Genomic DNA, 23,861 nt, shown 5'->3' on the forward strand with positions numbered 1-23,861 from the left:
TGGTCGTAAACTGTTACAACAACTCCGTATTTGTTAAAATAGAGATAGTTAATTTCGGTTTTATTGGAGAATATATGTCAAAAAATAAAAAATTACTTTTAATAGATGGAAACAGTGTCTCATTTCGAGCATTCTTTGCGATGCACAATGTTTTAGATAAATTTGTTAATGGCGAGGGTATCCATACAAATGCTTTGTACGCCTTTAATAACATGTTGGAATTAATTCTAAAGGATGAAAAGCCAACTCATGCCTTGGTGGCTTTCGATGCTGGTAAAACAACTTTTAGAACTAAGATGTTTGAAGAATACAAAGGAACTCGAGCTAAAACTCCTCAAGAGTTAATGGAACAACTTCCTTTGATTCAGGAAATGTTGAATTATCGTGGTATTAAGACTTATGAGTTACCTGACTATGAAGCTGACGATATCATCGGAACTATGTCGCACAAAGCTGAATTAGACGGCATGGACGTGACGATTATTACTGGTGATCGTGATTTGACGCAGTTAGCTACTGATAAAGTAACCGTTAAAGTCAATGTCAAAGGGGTAACTGAAACAGAAAGCTATACTCCTGAACACGTTCAAGAAAAATTAGGCATCACACCTAAACAAATCATTGATATGAAGGGGCTAATGGGCGATAACTCTGATCATTATCCAGGTGTAGAAAAAGTCGGTGAAAAGACTGCTATCAAGTTGCTCAATCAATATGGCAGTGTTGAAGGTATTTATGAACACGTTGATGAGATGAAAAAGAGCAAGTTAAAAGAACATTTGATCAATGATAAAGACAAAGCTTTCTTGAGTAAGAAGTTGGCTACGATTGGTTTAGAAGCACCAGTTGAATTGCAATTGGCAGATCTTGAATATCGTGGTGATAATCAGGAACAATTGATGCAATTTTATCAAAAAATGAATTTCAAGACCTTTTTGAGTAGAATGGACATTCCTCAAGAAGACACAGCTGAGAAGTTGGCTGATATTAAGGTTTTGGAATTAAATGATGCAGCAGTTGAAAAAATTGTTAATAGCGATAAAGTTCATACCTTGATCGTAGAAGGCTTTGGTGAAAATTATCATACATCACCAATTATTGGTCTATTGATCTCTGATGGCGAAAATTATTATGGTACGACTGACTTTTCAATCTTAGAGAATGCTCAATTGAAGGATTGGTTAGCCGATAGTTCTAAAGAAAAATACTTATTTGATAATAAAGCAACTATTGCTCAATTGACTCGCTATGGCTGTAAATTAAGTGGCGTTACTTTTGATATGTTGCTAGTAGCCTATTTGTTAGATACTAATGACAATAAACAAGATATTGGTCTAGTTGCCAAAAATTATGATATTAATTTGCCTTCTGAAGAAGAATTTTATGGTAAAGGTGTTAAAAAGGCTGTTCCAGAAGATGATAAAGTCTTGTTGAACTTCTTGGCTCAAAAAGCTCAAGTAATTAATTCTTTAAAAGACAAAATGATGTCTGAATTAAAAGACAATGATCAAGATAGTTTATATGATGAGATTGAATTACCATTGTCAATCGTTTTGGCAGAAATGGAAATTAAAGGTATTACGGTTGAAGTCTCAAGACTAAAAGAGATGGAGAATACCTTTGCTACTCGTTTGGCCAAGATCGAACAAGAAATTTATCAAGAAGCTGGCAAGGAATTCAACATCAATTCTCCTAAGCAGTTAGGGGTTGTCTTATTTGAAGATTTGAAATTACCAGTTATTAAAAAGACGAAGACTGGCTATTCAACTTCAGTCGATGTTTTGGAAAAATTAAAAGATAAATCTCCAGTAGTTCAAAAAGTGCTCGATTATCGTCAAATCTCTAAGATTCAATCGACATACGTCGTTGGTTTGCAAAAATTTGTTCAACCAGATAATAAGATTCATACTATTTACTTGCAGACTTTGACCCAAACGGGACGTTTATCATCAATTGAACCTAATTTGCAAAATATCCCTATTCGAATCGATGAAGGAAAACAAATTAGAAAAGCCTTTGTACCACAGCATGAAGACTGGGAAATCTTTTCAGCCGATTATTCACAAGTTGAGTTGCGTGTCTTAGCACATATTTCTGGTGACGAACACATGCAAGAAGCTTTTAATGAAGATTATGATATTCATGCTCACACGGCTATGAGGATTTTTGGACTTGATAGTACCGATGAAGTAACACCTAATATGCGTCGCCAGGCTAAAGCTACTAATTTTGGTATCGTTTATGGAATCAGTGATTACGGCTTGTCACAAAATATCGGCATTAGTCGTAAAAAAGCGGCAGAGTTTATTGCTTCGTATTTTGAACAATATCCTGGTGTTAAAAAGTACATGGATGATATTGTTAAATATGCTCGTGAAAATGGCTATGTAGAAACAATCATGCATCGTCGTCGTTATTTGCCAGATATTCATTCTCGTAATTTTAATATTAGAAACTTTGCTCAAAGAACAGCGATGAATACACCGATTCAAGGTAGTGCTGCTGATATCATCAAAGTGGCGATGATCAACATGCAAAAGATGCTAGAGAAGGAAAATCTCCAAGCTAATTTATTGTTACAGGTACACGATGAAATGATTTTCGAAGCACCAAAATCAGAAATTGCAACTCTTGAAAAATTAGTGCCAAGTGTAATGGATTCAGCAGTTAAACTCGATGTTCCTTTGAAAGTGGAAACTGCCCATGGCAAAACTTGGTATGAAGCGAAATAGGTGATAAAATGCCAGAAATGCCAGAAGTAGAAACAGTCAGACGAGGATTGATTTCTCAAGTCAAAGGTAAAAAGATAACTCATGTTGAAATTCGTTATCCGAAATTGATTACTGGGAATGTTGACCAATTTATTGAATTTGTAACTGGAGCGACAATCACTGATGTTGGACGTCGAGCCAAATTTCTGTTGATTCATTTGGATAATGGTTATACAATTATCAGTCATTTACGAATGGAAGGTCGTTATAAGATTTCTAATGACCCGAGGGCAATCGATAAGCATTCTCATGCCATTTTTACATTAGATAATGGACAAAAGATGATTTATAATGATGTTCGAAAATTTGGTCGGATGCAGCTTTGGAATACTGACGATTTAAGCAATAATAAGTCGATTCAAAAGCTTGGACCAGAGCCTTTGTCAAAAGACTTTACTTTTGAAAATTTGAAGCCTAGAATTATACGTCATCGTAAAGACGTTAAGACCGTTTTATTGGATCAATCAGTAATGAGTGGCTTGGGTAATATTTATGTTGATGAAGTTCTTTGGAAGGTAAAAATCCATCCTGAGACACCTGCCAATCATTTAACTGATGAGGATATTCAAAGAATAATTGAGGCGTCTAACGAAGAGATGAGACAAGCTATTCAAGCTGGAGGTTCAACGGTTCGTTCATACATCGATGCCAATGGTCACAAAGGTAATATGCAAAATAGCTTGAAAGTTTATGGTAAAGAGGGAACACCTTGTCCAAGATGCGGAACAAAAATCGAGAAGATTAAAGTTGGCGGTCGTGGTACGCATTTTTGTCCAAAGTGTCAAATAATCAAATGAGTAAAATATATGGATTAACTGGTGGAATTGCTGCCGGAAAATCAACTATCTTAGATTTTTTTAAAACATATGGTTGTAAGGTTTATGATGCTGATCAAATTGCACGCCAAGTCGTTGAAGTCGGAAGCGTAGGCTTAAAACAAATAGCTGAAGAATTTGGTCAGGAAGTCTTAAATGCTGATCAGACATTAAATCGAAAAAAATTGGCTGAGATTGTTTTTTCAGATAGCGAACAATTGAAAAAGTTGAATAATATTACTAGACCTTTGATCAAAAAGAGAATTTTAAAAATAATTGCTGATACTAAAGCATCAGATGAAAATACTCTTTCTATTTTTGAGATTCCTTTGTTGTTTGAGGGTGGATATCAGCAGTATTTTGACGGTATAATAACTATTTACGTTAGTGAAGAAGTACAGCTAAAACGTTTAATGAATAGAAATAATTTAACTAGAGAAGTTGCTCTAGATCGTATCAATTCACAAATGTCGATGTCAGAAAAACGAGATCGAGCTGATTTTGTAATTGATAATTCGGGTGATTTGACGCATTTAGCTGATGAGTTCGATAAGCTGATATCGCAGCTTTAATTTGGAAAAGAGGTTAGAATTTTGATTTGTCCACATTGTCATCATGATTCATCAAAAGTAATCGACAGTCGTCCTAGCGATGAGGGACGTGCTATTAGAAGACGTCGTGAATGTGAATTTTGCGGCACTAGATTTACAACATTTGAAAGACTTGAGAAGGCTCCATTATTAGTAATTAAGAAAAATGGTAATCGTGAAGAATTTAGTCGGGAAAAATTATTGCGAGGAATCGTCCGCGCAGCCGAAAAACGTCCAGTTACTATGGATCAAATGAATGGAATTGTCGATAAAGTTGAAAATGAAATTAGATCAACGGGTGAGAGTGAAGTACGCTCACAATTGATTGGTGAACATGTCATGAAAATTTTAGCCAAAGTTGACGATGTCACTTATATTCGTTTTGCTAGTGTTTATCGTGAGTTTAAAGATATGAACAGTTTCATGAAAGAAGTTCAAGAAATGATGGCGAACGGAAAAAATATTGATAAGAAGTAAGAGGTGGGCTTGTGTCTAATAATTCAACCGATAGTTTTACACCCTTAGTGGGATATTGGTGCCTACCTAGCGGACGTCTCAATGATGAGGATCGTCACATTTTAACGGATTTATATTTGCCAATTTTAGGTACAGAAGCATTCAGTCTGTATCTTTTGTTGTGGGAAAAATTACCTAATAAGGAATTGATCACGCAACGTAAACCACATGCAGAACTATTGAGTTTATTGAGCATTGACTTGAAAAGATTTTATGAAGCGCGTATTAAGTGTGAAGCTTTAGGATTGATCCGTACTTTTAGAAAAAAAGATGAATTAGGACCTTACTACGTCTATCAACTGTTTGAACCCTTATTACCAGATGATTTTTTTAAAGATGATTTGTTAAGTATCTTTTTGTATGAACAAATCGGTGATAAAAAATATCGTTTGTTAGCTAATAAGTACAGTCATTCAGAACGGATTCTGCAAAATTCTGATGAGATTACTAAGGACTTTTTAGAAGTTTTCAAATTGAATAATGATGATTTGATCAATACGCCTACTGATGTAGAGAATATCCGTAGTGAATTTTCAAAGACGGCTAAAACGCAAAAACCAGTTTTGAATGAAAATGATATCCAACCGCTTGATTGGGAACTAATTTCCGATCGAATCCAACAATCATTCAAGATCAGTCCAGATAATTTATTGGAAAATCAAGATTTGATTATTAATTTGCATGCTTTTTATGGTATCGATGAAATGACGATTATTGAATTTATTGGTAAAACTTGTGATATCGTCAATAATAAAATTGATCCTGATCGTTTAAAAAAATCTATCCAAGATCGATTTGAGAAAAATGCCAACATATCTGTACGTCGACAACCAGAAACAAATGAGCCTGAAGACGATGACACGCACAACTTTAATCGTTCGGATCAATTGATTTTGCAACAGGCTAAGAAATTAACTCCAGCAGACTTTTTGGCTGCACAAAAGCAAAAGAGTGGTGGCTTTGTTGGTAAAGTTGAAGCTAATGCTTTACGAGATATGGCGATGAAAGCATATTTGCCATCTTCTGTTATAAATATTATGGTTTATTATATTTTACAAAGTGCATCAGTTTTATCGACACCATTTTTGGAAACAGTGGCTAATGATTGGCGTCAAAATGGCGTTAAAACACCAGAACAAGCATTGCAACGAATCACAGACTTTCAAAATCGTCCGCGTGGTAAAAGACGTTACAATAACAAAAATCGTAAAGTTGAACAAGCAACTGATTGGTCTAAAGTTAAGGCAAATATTCCTTCAGATAAGCAAGGGGATAATGGCAAGCAATTGCAAAATAGATTAAAACGATTAAGAAATAAGGATAAATAACATGGAAAATTTAGGAAATAGACTGGCAGAATATTTAAATTCAAAAAATTTAACGGAGGATTATCGCCGTTTACTTAATGGTGCACTGAAAGATCCGGACGTGCAGAAATTTCTCAAAGAAAACAGTGATTCAATCAATCCCAATGCTCTTTCTACGAGTGCTGCTAGTATTTATGAATTTTATAATAATAAGAATCATGCCAGCGAATTATCTAAAGGCTATTATCCTAAATTGATCGTTAATAACCACAATATTGAAGTGGCTTATTATCCTAATGAAAAAACTCAAAACAAGGAAAAACGGGATCAATACGAAACAGGTTTTGTCTTGATGGATATGCCATCTGATATTAGGAGAGCTAAATTGGATGACTATGGTGGCAGTGGTCGCCAAGATGCATTAGGAAAAGCTCTAGACTTTATTGACAATTATTTGAATCAAAAAAATTTTGTGCCTGGATTATACCTAGCAGGAGATTTTGGTGTTGGTAAAACGTATTTGTTGGGTGCAATTGCTAATGAACTGTTTAAAAATGATATTCATACGACGATGATGCATTTTCCAACCTTTGCAGTTGAAATGAAAAATTCAATCGGTACGAACAGTGTCTTAGCTAAAGTTAACAAAATCAAAGGTGCTGAAATTTTGATGTTAGATGATATTGGGGCAGACTCAATGTCTAGTTGGATCAGGGATGAAGTTTTAGGAGTTATCTTGCAATATCGTATGCAGGAAAACTTACCAACCTTTTTCTCTTCCAATTTCTCAATGAAAGAATTGGAAAAGCACCTTGCTATCAATCAACGTGGCGAAGAAGAACCAGTCAAAGCAAAGCGTATTATGGAGCGGGTTAGATACCTTTCTAGGGAAGTGATCGTAACTGGTCCTAACAGAAGATTTGAAAAATAACTTGCATTTCTGAAAAATAAATGTTTCAATAAAGCCATGAAAGATAACACTTCGGTTCTAATTCAGGGAGGGTACGATTACTGGAAGCTTACCCATTACTGGAGTTACCACTTTCACGCAAAACTGTATAATGGTCGGTTACTTTATAACCAAATGAGAGAAAACTGTTATTTGTTGTACAGTTTTAAAGTGGGTGGAACCGCGTAGAAAATACGTCCCTGAAGTATGCACATATCGATTGATATGGATATACTTCAGGGACGTATTTTTTTGTTATCTAATACTTAGGAGGAAATAGTCTATGTCAAAAATCAAGTTAACATTCCCAGATGATTCAGTTAAGGAGTTTGACGAAGGCACAACAACCCTAGACGTTGCTAAATCAATCAGCACATCTCTAGGTAAAAAAGCTGTTGCCGGTAAAATCAATGATGTCCTAGTAGACCTAGAACGTCCATTGAAACAAGATGGTAAAATCGAAATTATCTCAGCAGAAGATAAAGAAGATGCACAAAAAGTATTGAGAAATACTGCTGCATTGGTATTCAGTGCTGCTGCTAAGAGTTTCAAGAAAGATCTTCACTTCGGTGAAAAGCACACAAATGATGATGGTTTCTTCGTAGATACTGATAGTGCTGATGGCCAAATCAGTGTTGATGAATTACCAAAGATTACTGCTTTGATGAACAAGATCATCAAAGACAATGACAAGATTGAAAGATCAATGATGGACAAGAAAGATCTTGCTGATATGTTCAAGGATGATCCATACAAGTCATCATTGATCAATGCAATTGACTCAGTTCAAATTCCTGTTTACAAATTAGATGATTTTGTTGACTTTGGTTACGATGCTGTACTTGCAAATCTTAAGGCTTTGAAGCATTTCGAATTACTTTCAGTTGCTGGTGCTTATTGGCAAGGTAAGTCAAGTAATCCAATGCTACAAAGAATTTATGGTACAGCCTTCTATAAAGAAGATGGACTAAAAGCTGACCTCAAGCGTCGTGCTGAAATTAAAGAACGTGACCACAGAACAATCGGTCGTGATCTTGATTTGTTCTTCGTTGACCCAGAAGTTGGTGCCGGTCTTCCATACTGGATGCCAAATGGTGCAACAATTCGTCGTGTTATCGAAAGATACATCATCGACAAAGAAGTTGCTTGGGGTTACCAACACGTTTACACACCAATCCTTATGAACTTGAATGCTTATAAGACTTCAGGTCACTGGGCACACTACCGTGAAGATATGTTCCCACCAATGGACATGGGTGATGGCGAAATGCTTGAACTACGTCCTATGAACTGTCCTTCACATATTCAAATTTACAAGCACCACAACCGTTCATACAGAGATCTTCCACTTCGTATCGCTGAACTTGGTATGATGCACAGATATGAAAAATCAGGTGCTTTATCAGGACTACAACGTGTTCGTGAAATGACTCTAAATGATGGTCACACATTCGTTGCTCTTGACCAAATTCAAGAAGAATTCAAACGTACACTACAATTGATGGTTGAAGTTTACAAAGACTTCGACATTACAGATTACACATTCCGTCTAAGTTATCGTGATCCAGCTAATACTGAAAAGTACTTCGATGATGATGAGATGTGGAATAGATCACAATCAATGCTTAAAGCTGCTATGGATGACCTTGGCTTGAAGTACTATGAAGCTGAAGGTGAAGCTGCTTTCTACGGTCCAAAACTTGATGTTCAAACAAAGACAGCTCTTGGAAACGAAGAAACACTATCAACTATCCAACTAGACTTCATGCAACCAGAGAAGTTCCAACTAACATATGTTGGTGCTGATGGACAAGACCACAGACCAGTTATGATTCACCGTGGTATCGTTTCAACTATGGAAAGATTTATTGCTTACCTAATTGAAATTTACAAGGGTGCCTTCCCAACATGGTTAGCTCCAACACAAGTACGTATCATTCCTGTTAACAACAAACTTCATGCAGACTACGCTAACGAAGTTCTTTCAGAATTACGTGCTAAGAATATCCGTGCTGAACTTGATGACCGTGATGAAAAGATGGGCTACAAGATCCGTGATGCTCAAACAATGAAGATTCCATATACAGTTGTTATTGGTGATGAAGAATCTAAGAACGCCACAGTTTCAGTAAGAAAATATGGTGAAGATGATTCAGCTTCAGAAAATGCCAAGATGTTCGTCAGTTCAGTAGTTGCTGATATTGCTAACTACAGTCGTAAAGATGTTACTGACAAATCAGACAAAGACTAATTAATAAAGCAAAATGTAAATTCACATTGTGGATTTACATTTTTTTTTGGAGGAAAAATGAAAGCTTTAACAATTGCTCAAGATAAAACCCAGATAGCCGATGCAAAAATTATTCAAGTAAATAAACCTACTATTAATAGTGACGAAATTTTAATCAAGGTAAAAGCGGTTGGATTAAATCCAGTCGATTACAAATTAATTGAAAGTCATCCACTTAGTTGGAATGATCCACATGTTTTAGGCTTAGATGCTGCTGGAGAAATTGTTTCGGTAGGAAATGACAATCCTAAGAACTTTAAAATTGGTCAAAGAGTATTCTTTCACAGCGATTTAAATAAAGATGGCGTTTATGCTGAATATGCTAAAGCTAAATACAATGTCGTAGCTAGGATCCCAGATAATGTTTCCTATCAATCGGCAGCGGCAATTCTTTGCTCAGGATTAACAGCATACGCTGCACTGTTTAGAAAAATGAATTTGACTGGTAAACAAAATGTCCTGATTCATGCCGGTGCTGGTGGAGTAGGTAGTATTGCCGTTCAATTGGCTAAATATTTAGGTTTAACGGTAATTACAACTGTTTCGACTAAGAAGGTTAGCTTTGCCAAGAAGATTGGTGCTGACTTTGTTATTGATTATAAAAAGCAAAATACTTCCGAGGAAATCAATAAGATAACTAATGGCGTCGGAGTAGATTTGATTATCAATTTGGTCGGTGGTATTGAGGCTCAAAAAGATTTGTCGAGATTAGCATATAATGGGGCAGTTGTGGATATTTTGAATACACCAGATTTGTCCAATTATGATTTAACTGCTAAAGGTCAAAGTGTATTAAGCGTCAATTTAGGGGGAGCTCATAACGGTGGCAGCGTTAATCAACTCAATGATTTGTCGGTTATGGCTGAATCATTAGTCAAATTAGTATCCGAAGGAATCGTTGATCCATTGATAACTAAACAAATCCGTTTTGAAGAAATTCCAAATGGATTACAATTGATCAAAAATCATCAAACTGAAGGAAAAATCGTAGCGGTTTTGGATTAGTTTCGAGCTAACTTGATTGTAAAGAATGAAGAATTATGTTAAATTAGAAAGGTTGAAAACGAATTAATTATATTATTTTGACAAGTTATATTGACACTTGGCATTATTATGGTATAGTTAATAACTGTTGAGATTAAGCAGAAGCGCCCGCTTCTCACCTATGCATTCGCCTCTAGGTTAATACGATTGCGTAAATAATATAGTGGGCATGCTTGTGCAGCCTGCTTTTTTTGTGGGCCAAATTACTCCGGAGGTGACTACTCATAGCAAGAGATTTATTAATAAATGATCAAATACGTGCAAAAGAAGTACGATTGATTTCTGAAAATGGGGATCAAGTTGGTGTTAAACCAAAGGCTGAAGCACAACGTTTAGCTGAAGCTGCTAATATGGACCTAGTTCTAATGTCACCGGGTGCTAAACCACCTGTTGCCAGAATTATGGATTATGGTAAATATAAGTTCGATCTACAAAAGAAAGATCGTGAAGCACGTAAAAAACAAAAAACTGTTAGTCTTAAGGAAGTACGTTTAAGCCCAACTATTGAAGAAAACGACTTTAATACAAAGCTTAATAATGCTCGTAAGTTTTTGGCTAAGGGTGATAAGGTCAAAGTTTCTCTTCGCTTTAAGGGTAGAGCAATTACTCATAAAGAGATAGGTAAGGAAGTCTTGGACCGCGTCGCTGATAAGACTAAGGATGTTGCTACAGTAACAACTAAGCCAAAAATGGACGGTCGTAGTATGTTCTTAATGCTTGATCCAATTAACTCAAAAGATAACAAAAAGAAGAAATAGTGGAGGGATTTTCAATGCCTAAACAAAAGACACACCGCGCATCAGCAAAAAGATTCAAGATCACTGCTAATGGTGGTTGGAAGAGAAGCCATGCATATACAAGTCACCGTTTCCACGGTAAGACTAAGAAGCAACGTCGTCAATTGGCTAAGCCAGGTATGGTAGGCTCAAGTGATTTGAAACGTATGAAACGCATGCTCGCAACATACTAATTATTTATTCTTTATAATCAAAAGGAGGAGTCATTATGCCACGTGTAAAAGGTGGAACAGTAACTCGCAAACGTCGTAAGAAAGTTTTAAAATTAGCTAAGGGATATCGTGGTTCAAAACATATCACTTTTAAAGCAGCTCATACTCAAATCATGGTTTCATACCGTTATGCATTCCGTGATCGTCGCCAAGTTAAGCGCGACTTCCGTAAGTTATGGATTGCTAGAATCAATGCCGCTGCAAGAATGAACGAAATCAGTTACAGCAAATTAATGCATGGTTTGAAATTAGCTAACGTTGACATTAACCGTAAGATGTTGGCCCAAATTGCTATTGAAGATCCAAAAGCATTTACAAGTTTAGTAGATACAGCTAAGAAAGCTTTAGCTTAATTTTAAAAACGTAATTTGGATAACCCCAAATTACGTTTTTTTACTAATTCGAAGACGAGGATTAAATTATGTTTAAACCCTATATTATGCTCGATAAAATTACTGATCTGACTGTAGAAGATCTTCAAGAACTACATATTACTAAAATCATGACAGATTTGGATAATACTCTTTTGCCATGGAATAGTAACGAGTATGATTTATCATTGCGTAAATGGCTGAACTTAATGGCCCAAAATAACATTGAAGTGATGATTGTTTCAAATAATAGTTACGAACGTGTAGAAAAAGCCGTTAAAGACTTGCCCGTTAGTATCGTGGCGCGTGCGGTGAAACCTTTACCATTCGTAATCATGAAGCATCTCAAAGAAGAAAACATCGATCCTAAGAATGTTTTATTTGTTGGTGATCAAGTGATGACCGATGTTTTAGCAGGCAACATGGCTAACTTGAAGACCGTCCTAGTCAAACCCTTAGTCAAGACAGATGCCAAGAAGACTCGTATTAATAGATTTTTTGAACGTCCTATCTTAAAAGCAATGCAAAAACGTGATAAGAATTTATATTGGAAGGATTCATTAAATGACAGAAGATAATGAATTGTACTGCATAGGCTGTGGTGCAAAACTTCAAACAGAAGATAAAGACAAACCAGGTTTTGTTCAAGCTTCCACTTTGAAAAAATATACCGAAGATGATTCAAAAGAATTACTCTGCAAGAGATGTTTCAGACTTCGTAACTACAATGAAATCACTGACGTTGACGTTTCTGATGATGACTTTTTGAAGTTGTTAGACTCAATTTCTCAAAAAGATGCCTTAGTAGTTAACGTAGTCGATATTTTCGATTACGAAGGTAGTGTGATTCCCGGATTGCAACGTTTTGTCGGTGATAAAAAGATTTTGATGGTTGGTAATAAAGTCGACTTATTACCAGCTTCAGTTAATCAAAATCGTCTTTTGAACTGGTTGCAACAAAAGAGTAAAGAAAACGGTATTAAATCGGTTGACCAAATTATGGTTTCAGCTGTCAAAGGTATCAATATCGATAAATTGATGGACATGATCGAAAAGTATCGTGATGGTAAGGATGTCTATGTTGTTGGTACTACTAATACTGGTAAATCAACTTTGATCAACCGAATCATCAGTTCTAATTCTGATATCAAAGATTTGATCACAACTTCTCGATTCCCAGGAACTACTTTGGATCGAATCGATATTCCTTTGGATGATGGTCATTCACTAGTTGATACACCCGGAATTATCCACCGTTATCAATTGGCTCATTTCTTGAATGCCAAAGATTTAAAGACAGTGACACCTAAGAAACCATTACGCCCAGCAACTTTCCAATTACGTGATGGACAAACAATTTTTGTGGCAGGATTAGCCCGTTTAGACTTTCTAAATGAAAGAACTAACGTGACTTTCTACGTTAACCAGGGATTGCCATTGCATAGAACTAAGACAGTTAATGCCGATGAATTTTATGAAAAACATCTCGGTGATATTTTAACACCACCAACTGATATCAAAGAATTCCCTAAATTTAAGAGTCAAATCTTTTCAGCACATGAAAAATCAGATATCGTTATTTATGGTTTAGGTTGGGTCACGATTCCGGCTGGAACTAAGGTTAAAGCCTATGTCCCAGATGGTGTTCACGTATCAATCCGTAACGCGATAATTTAAGGAGAATTTAATGATAATTAAAGGAAAAAAGAACCGTTATTTAAGAAGCCAAGCTGCCACAATGAAGCCAGTTATTCAAGTAGGCCGTGATGGTATTACTGAAAATTTGCTTAAACAGTTGGAAATTTTGATTGAAAAGAATGAACTTATCAAGGTTTCCTTGCTTCAAAATACAATGGTTGAACCACAAGATCTAATCGAAGCTTTAAATGAATTCGATTCAGACATCGTTCACATTCAAACAATTGGCTCTAAAATGGTTTTATATAAAAAAGCATCAAAAATCAAAAATCGTAAATATTCAATTGAATTAGAGAAAATGTAATTTAAGTGACTAATTATGAATACTCAAAAACAATTATTAACTAAAGAGAAATTAGAATTTCATAGTAATTTGCCAAAACGTCACGTCGGAATCTTAGGCGGAACTTTTAACCCAATTCATTTGGGACATTTGGTGATAGCTGAACAGGTATATGAACAGTTGTGTTTGGATAAAGTTTTGTTTTTGCCTGATAAAATTCCACCTCATCGTGGGGTCAAAAAAACTATTCCCGATATTAAAAGCGATGATCGAATCGAAATGATCAAATTAGCTATTCGTGATAATATGCATTTTGATTTGGATTTGACCGATATTCGTCGTGGCGGAGTTAGCTATACTTTTGAAACAATCAAGATGCTCAAAGACTTAAATCCGAATACAGAGTATTACTTTATAATAGGAGGAGACATGGTAGAAAATTTACCAAAATGGTCTCACATTGACGAACTGATCCAAATGGTACATTTTGTGGGAGTTTGTCGAAAAGGCTTTGAGAAAAAATCAAAGTACCCTATACTTTGGGTAAATACTCCAGAGTTGGAAATTAGTTCGAGTATGATTCGAGAAAAAGTCAAGCAGGGACAATCTATCAAGTATTTAGTTCCTGATGATGTAGCTTGGTATATCAAAGATAGGGGGCTTTATCGTGAGTGAATTTAATTACGAAAGCATCAAGAGTGGTTTGGATCGAGTAGACATTTTGAACAGAATGAAAGACACTTTGAGTGATTTTCGTTATAATCATTGTTTGCGGGTTGAAAAAACTTCACGTGCTTTAGCCGCTGAATTTGGTGGTGATGTAGATCGAGCTGGTTTAGCTGGATTATTGCATGACTACGCTAAAGAACGAAGCGATGAAGAATTTATTACTGAAATTAACAAAAAGCATTTAGACCCAGAATTGTTACATGCTAATAATGCTATATGGCACGGGATTGTCGGTGCTGAGATTATTAAGGATGAATTGGGTATTTATGATGAAGATGTATTAAACGCTATTAGAAGACATACAGTTGGCTCTACTAACATGACGCAAGTAGATAAGTGTGTCTTTGTAGGTGATTTTATTGAACCAGGTCGAGATTTTCCTGGCATTGATGAAGCACGTAAATATGCTGAAAAATCACTTGATAGTGCTGTAACTTTTGAATTAAAACATTCGATTCAACATTTGGTCGATACAAATAGAGAAATTTATCCAGCAACTTTTGTTAGTTACAATTACTGGATCAAAAAAGGAGAATTATAATTTGGACTCAAAAAAAATGATGGAAATTGCTGTGAAAGCAGCTGATGAAAAGCACGCTAATGATATCAAAGTTCTAAATATCAGCGAAGTAAGTATTATGGCTGACTACTTTGTAATCATGGATGCCGGTTCACAACGTCAAGTTGATGCTATCGTGCAATCTGTTTTGGATAAAGCAGGCGAAAATAACATTGAAATTGGTCACGTTGAAGGAAATCGTAACTCTGAATGGGTTTTGATCGACTTGCATGATGTTGTTATCCATGTCTTCACATCTGAAAAACATGATTTCTACAATCTAGAAAAACTTTGGTCAGATGCCCCAGAAGTTGACATTTCTGATTTGGTAACTGAATAATGATCTACAATTCTTTTGCCAGCGTTTATAGTGAATTGATGGATGATTCATTGTATAGCAAGTGGGCGCAATACGTCGAAAAACAAGTTGCCGGCGACAATAAAAAATTATTGGATGTAGCTTGTGGAACTGGTGATTTAACAATTCTATTGGCTGATAAGTTTCAAGTTACAGGAACTGATCTTTCAGAACAAATGTTAAAGATTGCCGAACAAAAAGCTCAAAAGGCCCACAAGAAAATTCCTTTTATTCCTAGCAATATGATGGATCTGTATGATTTTGACAAGTATGATGTGATTACTTGTTTTGACGATTCAATCTGCTATTTACAAGATGAAGATGAGTTAGCGATTGCTTTCAATCAAGCTTTACAGCACTTAAACGAGGGCGGTAAGTACTTGTTTGATGCACATTCACTTTATCAAATGGATGAAGTCTTTCCTGGATATATGTTCAACCATCGTACTGAAGATTCTGCTTTTATGTGGAATAGCTTTGAAGGTGAATATCCACATAGCATTGAACATGAATTAACGTTCTTTAATTGGGATGAGAAAATCAAAGGTTATTCAGTTAATACTGAACTGCACAAAGAGAGAACTTATCCGATTGAAACATTCGTGGCTATTTTAAAAGATATCGGCTTCAAGAACGTCTCAGTCAGTGCCGAGTTTGGTACTTCAGAAGTTAAAGATGATTCAACTCGTTGGTTCTTCGCTGCCGAAAAATAGAGGGTTCTATGACAAAAATTTATGGTGTAGTGGCCGAGTTTAATCCGTTTCACAATGGTCATAAAATTTTCATCGATACGATCAAACAAAAATATCACCCTGATGTCTTGATTGCCGTGATGTCAGGCAATTTTGTTCAGCGGGGTGATTTTGCTGTTTTAGATAAGTGGAATCGAGCTAAGTTAGCAATTGATTTAGGTGTTGATTTAGTTATTGAATTACCACTGGCTTTTGCCGTTCAACCGGCAGAATTATTTGCTCAAGGTGCTATGAAGCTATTGAATTTGTTAAAAATCGATACCTTAGTATTCGGAACTGAAAAAGAGCTTGATTTTGTCCAAATAGCTCAAAAAATTTTAACGACAGATAATCAATTTGAACAAAACTATCAACAAAGTTCGGCTACTAATTTAACTTCGTATTATCAGAGTTTAGGTATTGATATTGCTGATTTGCCTAATCAAATGTTAGGTTTAAATTATGTTCAACAAATAGAGAAGAATCATTATCCGATTAATTTTCAAACAGTTCTTAGAAAAAGTGGCTTCAGTGCTACTAGCGTTAGAGCTGATTTGAAATTAGGATCTTCTGTTTCTTCTGAGGTACCTAATTTAACTGATCAATTGATAAATAAGAATCAAACTTATACTTGGGATGATTTTTATCCATACTTACGTTATCAAATCATAAATTCTGATCCTTCAGAACTTCATTCAATCTATCAAATGGTTGAAGGACTAGAATATAAATTGAAAAAAGAAATTATGGTCAGTAATGATTTTGAAGATTTTTTGGATCGAGTGAAGTCAAAGCGTTATACGAGGGCTCGATTGAGACGATTGATGATTTATACTTTGATGAATGTTCAACCGGCAGAAATTGATAATGTTTATAAAAATCCTTATTTGCGAGTATTAGGTTTTAATGATAATGGTCGGAAATATTTAAACCAACACAAAAAAGATTTAAATTTAATTACTAAAGTTGGCAAAAAAGAAGCCCGGACTTTAGAATTAGAAATCAGAGCTGATCAAATATTTCAGCTTCAAAGTAAAAAAACACAAGATTTTGGAAAAATGCCTTATATGAAAGGGGTAAATTAATGCTAAATTGGGATGTTCAAGACGTTCGTCGTTATAAAGACAAACCGTTTGAATTTGAGGAAGAACTCGATTTAACAAAAGAATTAACTACACGTTCAGAGGATGTTTTAGATGCTGACAAAGTTTCTGTCAAAGGTCAATTATTCAATGATAATGGTCTAGTTATTTCTGATGTAAAAATCAAGACTACATTGACTGTTCCTTCAACTCGTAGTTTATTACCAGTAAAATTGCCAGTTGATATTCGAGTTAATGAAGCTTATAACGTTGATAGCGTAGCCGATGAAGAAGAATTGGAACAATACAATGTTGTTATACCTGTGGATGATGAAAATCCAACTATTAACGTTTATGAATCAGTGATCGACAATATTTTGTTGAGCATTCCTTCAAAAGTTTTAACTAAGAAGGAAGCAGAAGAAAATATTATGCCTTCAGGTAAAAATTGGGAAGTTATTTCTGAAGATGACTTTAAGAGTCAAAAAGAGGAAGAACATGTTAACCCAGAATTTGCCAAATTAAAAAATTTATTTAATAATAATGATGATAAGGAGTAATTATATACTCCTTTTTTATTTTTTTGTTACTATAGGTATGAGAACAAAAATCGGAGGTAGTTATTATAATGGCAAAACCACAAATTGGTGTTATCGGTATGGCTGTTATGGGTAAGAATCTTGCCCTAAACATTGAAAGTCGTGGATATGAAGTAGCAATCTACAATCGTACAGGTTCAAAAACTAAAGCGGTTGTTGAAGAACATCCCGACAAGAAATTGGTACCAAGTTATACAATTGAGGATTTCGTTGACTCACTAGAAAAACCACGTCGTATTATGATGATGGTTAAAGCTGGTGCTGGTACCGATGCTGTCATCAAGCAACTATTGCCTTTGTTGGACAAGGGTGATGTCTTGATCGATGGTGGTAATACATTCTTCGAAGATACTATGGAACGTAATGCACGTTTGGACAAATCTGGAATCAACTTCATCGGTATGGGTGTTTCCGGTGGTGAACTTGGTGCCTTGCATGGTCCTTCATTGATGCCAGGTGGTCAAAAGGAAGCTTATGACTTAGTTGCTCCTATTTTGGAACAAATTTCTGCTAAAGCTGACGAAGATGGCGCACCTTGTGTTACATACATTGGACCAAATGGTGCTGGTCACTATGTCAAGATGGTTCACAATGGTATCGAATATGGTGATATGGAACTTATCGCTGAAAGTTATAACTTATTGAAGCACTTGTTCAACAATGACGTTGAAAAGATTGCTGAAGTATTCCAAGACTGGAACAAAGGTGAACTTTCAAGTTACTTGATCGATATTACTTCACAAATCTTAACTAGAAAAGATGATGAAGGAACAGACGACTACATTGTTAATAAGATCATGGATAAAGCTGGTAACAAGGGTACTGGTAAGTGGAGTTCACAAAGTGCTCTTGAATTAGGTGTTCCACAATCATTGATCACTGAATCAGTTTACTCACGTTACGTTTCTGCTTACAAAGACGAACGTGTTAAGGCAAGCAAGGTATTACCTGCTCCTGAAACAAAACCAGTTGTTAAAGATGTTGATGACTTAGTTGCCAAGATCCGTAAGGCTTTGTACTTCAGTAAGATTATCAGCTATGCTCAAGGATTTGCTCAAATGAAGGCTGCTTCAGATCACTACGATTGGGATCTTAATTATGGTAAGATTGCTCAAATCTGGCGTGCTGGATGTATCATTCGTGCTCAATTCCTACAAAAGATCACTGATGCTTATGATGAAGATCCAAAACTAGACAACTTACTACTAGACGATTACTTCAAGGGTATCGTTAAAGAATATCAATCAGATGTTCGTGACGTTGTTAGTTTTGCTGTTCAAGCAGGAGTTCCTGTTTCTGGATTTATGGCTGCTATTTCATACTACGACCAATATCGTTCAGAAACATTGCCAGCTAATTTGACTCAAGCTCAAAGAGATTACTTTGGTGCTCATACTTATGAAAGAAACGATAAACCAGGTACATTCCACTATACTTGGTATGAAGAGCAATAATTATAAGTTGATATTAAAATTGGGGCGAAAAATCGCCTCTTTTTTTATGTTTAAAAAAAAATAAAATAAAAGCTTGTCTTCTTTTAATTTTTGCTATATGTTAAAATCATTAATGCATTGCCAAAAGCGTGACACATTTTAATTAATGATTAAGCTATAATTAAAGATAATTTAATATTTTATGTATAGGAGATACGTATGGCTAAAATACTTGTTATTGAAGACGAAGAGAATATGGCAAAATTCGTTCAACTCGAACTTCAACATGAGAATTACGAAGTGACTGTTGAACGTGATGGTAGAACCGGACTGGACGCAGCTTTATCTGAAGATTGGGATTTGATTCTTCTAGATTTGATGCTTCCCGAGTTGAATGGTATCGAAGTTTGCCGTCGTATTCGTCAAGAAAAGAACACACCAATTATTATGATGACAGCACGTGATTCGATAATTGACCGTGTATCTGGATTAGACCACGGGGCTGATGATTATATCGTTAAGCCATTTGCAATTGAAGAATTACTAGCTCGCATTCGAGCTTTGTTACGACGAATCGATTTAGATATCGATGTAACAAGAAATAATGATCAAGTGCTTAAATATAAGAATTTGGTAATTGATAAGACGACTCAAACATTGAAACGTAACGGAGAAGTGATTGACTTGACTCGCCGTGAATACGATTTGTTAAGTGCATTAATGGAAAATGTCGGCACAGTCTTGAGTCGTGATGACTTACTAGAACGTGTTTGGGGAACAGGTTCATCAACTGAAACTAACGTTGTGGATGTTTATATCAAATACCTTCGTAATAAAATCGATCGCCTCGGTGCACCTAGTTACATTTCTACTGTCCGTGGTAAAGGGTACGTGATGCGTCGATGAGAATTTCGATTAGATTTAAATGGACTGCTTTGATTTCTATTGTAATTTTGTTAGCCTACATTTTTGTCAGTGTCTTAGCAATGAGAACTGTCCAAACTGTTGCTTCAGTCAATGAAATCAATAATTTTACTCTGAAATTAGTTATTGGTGGAGTAGTAGTCTTTCTTTTGGGAATTGTTTTGTCATTTTATGCTGTTACTTTGGTTTTGAATGATCTGAAAAAAATCAATAAAACAATTGATGATTTGAATAAAAAACCAGATTCAGATTCTCGTATTAAATTACGTAAGAGAAATGATGAAATTTATGATTTAACCATTAATATCAATAAGATGCTCGATCGTATGCAGGCTTATACTAATCAGCAAAAAGAGTTCGTGGAAGATGTTTCGCATGAATTAAGAACTCCAGTAGCTGTTTTGGAAGGTCATTTGAGCATGCTGCAACGTTGGGGTAAAGACGACCCTGAAGTATTAAATGATTCAATCAATTCCTCTTTGCAAGAATTAAAACGTATGCAATCCTTGATTCAAGAGATGCTAGATCTTACACGTGTTGAACAGATCGACAGTGCATATCTGGAGCAAACAACTGAAGTTAAGCCTTTGTTTACGCAAGTAGCAAACGACTTCAAAATGTTGCATCCAGATTTTGTGATCAATTTTGATGACGATATCCGTGAGGGTAGTGAAGTTAAGATCTACCGTAATCACTTGGAGCAAGTATTGGTAATTTTGTTGGATAATGCTTTCAAATATTCAGCAGACCGCAAAGAAATTAATTTTGCTGCTTCGACTAACTCCGCTTTGTTAGAGGTGGTAGTCCAGGATTATGGCTTAGGAATCGCAAAAAACGACCTGAAGCGCATTTTCAATCGATTTTATAGAGTTGACAAGGCTCGCTCTAGAAAACGTGGAGGAAACGGTTTAGGGCTTTCTATCGCCAAACGACTGATTGAAATCTATCATGGTAGTCTAGAAGTTGAAAGTGTCGTTGGCTCTGGAACTGTCTTTAAGATTGAATTGCCATTAGTGCAAGTTAAATCCGAAGAAGAACAAACTGAAAAAGAAAATGAAACTGAAAAATAATAATATTTTTCCAGATTTATTTTTTTAAAAATTAGATTAGTGATAGAATTCTGTCCTCCATAGCAAAGCAAATTTGGCTGGAACAATGTGGGCACGACTTGGAGCCTTTGCTAAGCCCAAGTTCGGGCAAAGTCTTCAAGCTCGGCATTATTCTAAGCAATAAATTGCTAAGAATAATTTCACATTTGAGCCAGTTTGCTTTGCTATTCCGGACTAGATAGTGGTTTTAATTTAAAAGTTGATAGCGTCTATTCGGTGTCCTAATTAGGGTGCCTGAATGGACGCTATTTTGATTTGTTTGAATCGGTAGTGGCAGCTTTATGGATGGTTCGTTCAGTACGTTCCGGCATCCGCAAACTCAAAAATATTCCTAATATTAAGTTATTGTTACAGTACTTGTAATAAAGTACTTTTGCTAGTAATTTAAAACTTATAAGGGGATAGAAAAATGAAGAAAAAACTAGGGATAGCTGTTTTAGCAGTGAGTTTTTTAGCTTTTCTATTTATGGGGACAACTCAGAATGCTTCTGCACAAACAGTTAACGACTATATTATTAGCAATCAGATCAAACCGGCGGCGATTCAAAACCGAGAGGGGACTTTTAGTGAATGGTTTCCTTACGAAAATGGCGTTGGTAAACCAGAAGGAATCGTAATTCATGAAACAGCTGATAATAATGCAACGGCTGAAGATGAAGTGCAGTACTTTAATAATAATTGGCCTAGAATTGAAGCTTATGTACACGCTTTTGTCGATAATAATGAAATTATCAATATCCACAATACCGACTATGGTGTTTGGGGTGCTGGGCCTACTGCCAATGCTAAATTTATTCAAGTAGAACTATGTCGAACACATGATTATGATTCGTTTGCCCGTTCAATTGCCAATGACGCTTATTATGCTGCTAGTAAATTACTGCAATACAACATACCTGACGAACCTGAAAAAACTATTGTTTCGCACAACCAAGTGAGTCTCACTTATCATGAAACAAATCATAGCGATCCAACCGGCTATTTTAAAAATCAAGGTTACAGTATGTATCAGCTCTACGACATGATTGGATACTATTACAATAATTTAAAGACGACAGGTAACGCTTATGGAATCAATGCTGCTACTCAAGAAGCTGTCGATCCTAATTCTACGATTAAGGTGGATAATAAGAATGGCAGTTATGTACCATTAGTTGCTTTTAACAATAATCAGATGACTAAGATCATGAATCGAGCATTAGCAAACCATACAGCTTGGTATACTGATCAAACTAAAAATATCAATGGAGTGACTTATCACCGTGTTGCTACGAATGAGTGGGTTGCTGCAAGTTATCTAGAGTAAAAAAATAAGTAAAACTCTAAAATTGAGTTTTACTTATTTTTTTATTTCTTATTGCGATTTTGTTTGCCTTTATTCAATTCACGAATATTTTTATGAATTTCATTGGCTTCGGCTTTTTGTTTAGAAGTGTTGGCTGTAGTACCACTTGTTGTACTTGTGCCGTCTGCTTGGAGCATTTCATCAAGCATTTCTTTAGTTACAACGATTTTAACTGGGTTCTTAGCTAACTCTTCATCAGTCTTCTTTCTAATTCTAGGCGTAACCACGTAGTTAGTAATGAGTTGTTGGATAACAATTACGACACCACCAACTAAGAAGTAAAGTGCAAGGGCTGCTGTTGAAATCATGGAGATGAAGAAAGTCATCATCGGACTCATCAACAACATAGTTTGCATTTGTTTTCTTTGTTCCTTTGGAACGATTTGAAGTGACATCCAACCTTGAACTAAGTAGAACAAAGTAGCAACAATAGCAATTACTATACTAGGTTTTCCAAGTGGAATTGAAAGGAATGTAGCTGAACCAATATTTTTAGAATATTGTACGGCTTGATAAATACCAATCAAAATAGGCATTTGTAGTAATAATGGCAAACAACCCATACCACCAGTCAAACTCAAATTGTTAGCCTTGTAAACCTGCATCATTAAGCTACTGATCTTTTGTTGTGCATCAGGACCCTTAGCTTTCTTTTGTGCTTCTTGAATCAATTTCAATTGTGGTTGAACAGCACGCATTTTTTCTTGTTGAGTCGTTGATTTATATTGTTGGTTCAATGATAGAGGAACCAAAATCAAACGAACTACAAAAGAGATAATCATGATTCCCCAAGCATAGGCATTGGTACCACCGACTGCTTCTGCGGTCTTCATGATCAAATTTTGGAACGGAATTCCTAGCCATTTGTAAATGAAACCATATGGCCCACTAGTTGGAGCATGAAGGTTAGTTGTACCTTGTGCACACCCCGTCAAAACTAGTGTCAGTACTAAAACTAAAGACAGCACTGATAAATATTTGACGTATTTTTTATTCACTTAAATAAACCACCCTTTTAATCGTATACAAAGTAATATACGTTAACTCATTTGACGTTTCAACCAATCACAGTGAATTTTGTGTAATGTTGTAAGTCGTCAGAAAAAGTATAGTCCATTTTGGTAACTTTTCCAAAGGGTGAAGGAGAAGATTTAACACGATTTAAAAAAATATAAAGTACTTTTTGATCCGCTTCAGCCTCAATTGAAACAGATCCGTCGATTTCGTTTTGTACAGTTCCGTTGACGCCCAGCTCTTGAGCTACTTGAAAAGTTGAATAACGAAACCCCACGCCTTGAACGAGTCCGTCGACATTAATGGAAAGATGTTTCACACGTATCACCTCAAAT

Annotated in this window: 26 protein-coding genes; 24 read left to right on the forward strand and 2 right to left on the reverse strand. The window is 35.6% G+C overall.

From position 1 onward, the window contains the following. Window positions 1-74 precede the first annotated feature (74 nt). From polA to FFM65_RS04760, 24 genes are all read left to right on the forward strand, one after another. The gene (polA, locus tag FFM65_RS04645; RefSeq protein WP_119317884.1) at window positions 75-2,732 is read left to right on the forward strand and encodes a DNA polymerase I; all 2,658 of its coding nucleotides are present in this window, start codon (window positions 75-77) and stop codon (window positions 2,730-2,732) included. Between the two features lie 8 nt (window positions 2,733-2,740). Next, window positions 2,741-3,568: a DNA-formamidopyrimidine glycosylase gene (gene mutM / locus FFM65_RS04650; RefSeq protein WP_119317885.1), complete on the forward strand. Its 828-nt coding sequence runs from the start codon at window positions 2,741-2,743 to the stop codon at window positions 3,566-3,568. Next, entirely contained in the window at window positions 3,565-4,158 is a 594-nt protein-coding gene (gene coaE, locus FFM65_RS04655; protein ID WP_119317886.1) for a dephospho-CoA kinase, read from the forward strand. The genes mutM and coaE overlap by 4 nt, the downstream gene beginning before the upstream one ends. Before the next feature lie 21 nt (window positions 4,159-4,179). Then, window positions 4,180-4,653 (forward strand): transcriptional regulator NrdR, encoded by a 474-nt coding sequence (gene nrdR / locus FFM65_RS04660; protein ID WP_057815490.1) that lies wholly within the window; start codon window positions 4,180-4,182, stop codon window positions 4,651-4,653. 11 nt (window positions 4,654-4,664) lie between these two features. Beyond that, window positions 4,665-6,020 (forward strand): DnaD domain protein, encoded by a 1,356-nt coding sequence (locus FFM65_RS04665; protein WP_119317887.1) that lies wholly within the window; start codon window positions 4,665-4,667, stop codon window positions 6,018-6,020. 1 nt (window position 6,021) lies between these two features. Then, window positions 6,022-6,930 (forward strand): primosomal protein DnaI, encoded by a 909-nt coding sequence (gene dnaI / locus FFM65_RS04670; RefSeq protein ID WP_119317888.1) that lies wholly within the window; start codon window positions 6,022-6,024, stop codon window positions 6,928-6,930. A gap of 301 nt (window positions 6,931-7,231) precedes the next feature. After that, window positions 7,232-9,199 carry a threonine--tRNA ligase gene (gene thrS / locus FFM65_RS04675; protein ID WP_119317889.1) on the forward strand — a complete coding sequence of 656 codons (1,968 nt, stop codon included), beginning with the start codon at window positions 7,232-7,234 and terminating at the stop codon, window positions 9,197-9,199. 57 nt (window positions 9,200-9,256) lie between these two features. Then, complete coding sequence (locus FFM65_RS04680) at window positions 9,257-10,243, forward strand: zinc-binding dehydrogenase (RefSeq protein ID WP_119317890.1); 987 nt, start codon at window positions 9,257-9,259, stop codon at window positions 10,241-10,243. Window positions 10,244-10,506: 263 nt separating this feature from the next. Next, on the forward strand, window positions 10,507-11,040 hold the full coding sequence (infC, locus tag FFM65_RS04685) for a translation initiation factor IF-3 (protein ID WP_029606492.1): 534 nt from the start codon (window positions 10,507-10,509) through the stop codon (window positions 11,038-11,040). Between the two features lie 14 nt (window positions 11,041-11,054). After that, window positions 11,055-11,252 carry a 50S ribosomal protein L35 gene (gene rpmI, locus FFM65_RS04690; RefSeq protein ID WP_057815472.1) on the forward strand — a complete coding sequence of 66 codons (198 nt, stop codon included), beginning with the start codon at window positions 11,055-11,057 and terminating at the stop codon, window positions 11,250-11,252. Between the two features lie 35 nt (window positions 11,253-11,287). After that, window positions 11,288-11,644 (forward strand): 50S ribosomal protein L20, encoded by a 357-nt coding sequence (gene rplT, locus FFM65_RS04695; RefSeq protein ID WP_010019355.1) that lies wholly within the window; start codon window positions 11,288-11,290, stop codon window positions 11,642-11,644. 68 nt (window positions 11,645-11,712) lie between these two features. Further along, window positions 11,713-12,240, forward strand: coding sequence for a YqeG family HAD IIIA-type phosphatase (locus FFM65_RS04700; RefSeq protein WP_059073545.1), 528 nt, complete (start codon window positions 11,713-11,715; stop codon window positions 12,238-12,240). Further along, window positions 12,227-13,339 carry a ribosome biogenesis GTPase YqeH gene (yqeH, locus tag FFM65_RS04705; RefSeq protein ID WP_119317891.1) on the forward strand — a complete coding sequence of 371 codons (1,113 nt, stop codon included), beginning with the start codon at window positions 12,227-12,229 and terminating at the stop codon, window positions 13,337-13,339. Before FFM65_RS04700 ends, yqeH begins: the two co-directional genes overlap by 14 nt. Before the next feature lie 10 nt (window positions 13,340-13,349). Continuing rightward, a complete protein-coding gene (locus FFM65_RS04710) occupies window positions 13,350-13,664 on the forward strand; it encodes a YhbY family RNA-binding protein (RefSeq protein ID WP_119317892.1) in 315 nt (104 codons plus the stop codon). A 15-nt stretch (window positions 13,665-13,679) separates the two neighbouring features. Then, window positions 13,680-14,318, forward strand: a complete 639-nt coding sequence (locus FFM65_RS04715) for a nicotinate-nucleotide adenylyltransferase (RefSeq protein WP_119317893.1) — start codon at window positions 13,680-13,682, stop codon at window positions 14,316-14,318. Then, window positions 14,311-14,913: a bis(5'-nucleosyl)-tetraphosphatase (symmetrical) YqeK gene (gene yqeK / locus FFM65_RS04720; RefSeq protein WP_119317894.1), complete on the forward strand. Its 603-nt coding sequence runs from the start codon at window positions 14,311-14,313 to the stop codon at window positions 14,911-14,913. Before FFM65_RS04715 ends, yqeK begins: the two co-directional genes overlap by 8 nt. 1 nt (window position 14,914) lies before the next feature. Further along, entirely contained in the window at window positions 14,915-15,271 is a 357-nt protein-coding gene (rsfS, locus tag FFM65_RS04725) for a ribosome silencing factor (protein WP_119317895.1), read from the forward strand. Continuing rightward, window positions 15,271-16,002, forward strand: a complete 732-nt coding sequence (locus FFM65_RS04730; protein ID WP_119317896.1) for a class I SAM-dependent DNA methyltransferase — start codon at window positions 15,271-15,273, stop codon at window positions 16,000-16,002. The genes rsfS and FFM65_RS04730 overlap by 1 nt, the downstream gene beginning before the upstream one ends. 8 nt (window positions 16,003-16,010) lie before the next feature. Continuing rightward, window positions 16,011-17,105 (forward strand): nucleotidyltransferase family protein, encoded by a 1,095-nt coding sequence (locus FFM65_RS04735; RefSeq protein ID WP_119317897.1) that lies wholly within the window; start codon window positions 16,011-16,013, stop codon window positions 17,103-17,105. After that, complete coding sequence (locus FFM65_RS04740) at window positions 17,105-17,662, forward strand: YceD family protein (protein WP_119317898.1); 558 nt, start codon at window positions 17,105-17,107, stop codon at window positions 17,660-17,662. Before FFM65_RS04735 ends, FFM65_RS04740 begins: the two co-directional genes overlap by 1 nt. Window positions 17,663-17,730: 68 nt before the next feature. Next, a complete protein-coding gene (gene gnd, locus FFM65_RS04745; RefSeq protein ID WP_119317899.1) occupies window positions 17,731-19,155 on the forward strand; it encodes an NADP-dependent phosphogluconate dehydrogenase in 1,425 nt (474 codons plus the stop codon). A 198-nt stretch (window positions 19,156-19,353) separates the two neighbouring features. Further along, window positions 19,354-20,040 (forward strand): response regulator transcription factor, encoded by a 687-nt coding sequence (locus FFM65_RS04750; protein WP_010019368.1) that lies wholly within the window; start codon window positions 19,354-19,356, stop codon window positions 20,038-20,040. After that, window positions 20,037-21,128: a sensor histidine kinase gene (locus FFM65_RS04755; RefSeq protein WP_119317900.1), complete on the forward strand. Its 1,092-nt coding sequence runs from the start codon at window positions 20,037-20,039 to the stop codon at window positions 21,126-21,128. The genes FFM65_RS04750 and FFM65_RS04755 overlap by 4 nt, the downstream gene beginning before the upstream one ends. Window positions 21,129-21,576: 448 nt before the next feature. After that, window positions 21,577-22,473, forward strand: a complete 897-nt coding sequence (locus tag FFM65_RS04760) for a peptidoglycan recognition protein family protein (protein WP_119317901.1) — start codon at window positions 21,577-21,579, stop codon at window positions 22,471-22,473. 41 nt (window positions 22,474-22,514) lie between these two features. On the opposite strand, the gene yidC is transcribed toward FFM65_RS04760, so the two are convergent. Continuing rightward, window positions 22,515-23,510, reverse strand: a complete 996-nt coding sequence (yidC, locus tag FFM65_RS04765; protein ID WP_119317902.1) for a membrane protein insertase YidC — start codon at window positions 23,508-23,510, stop codon at window positions 22,515-22,517. 59 nt (window positions 23,511-23,569) lie between these two features. Then, entirely contained in the window at window positions 23,570-23,845 is a 276-nt protein-coding gene (locus FFM65_RS04770) for an acylphosphatase (RefSeq protein ID WP_057815446.1), read from the reverse strand. Window positions 23,846-23,861 lie beyond the last annotated feature (16 nt).

This window comes from Companilactobacillus formosensis, assembly GCF_005405305.1.
GTDB lineage: Bacteria > Bacillota > Bacilli > Lactobacillales > Lactobacillaceae > Companilactobacillus > Companilactobacillus formosensis.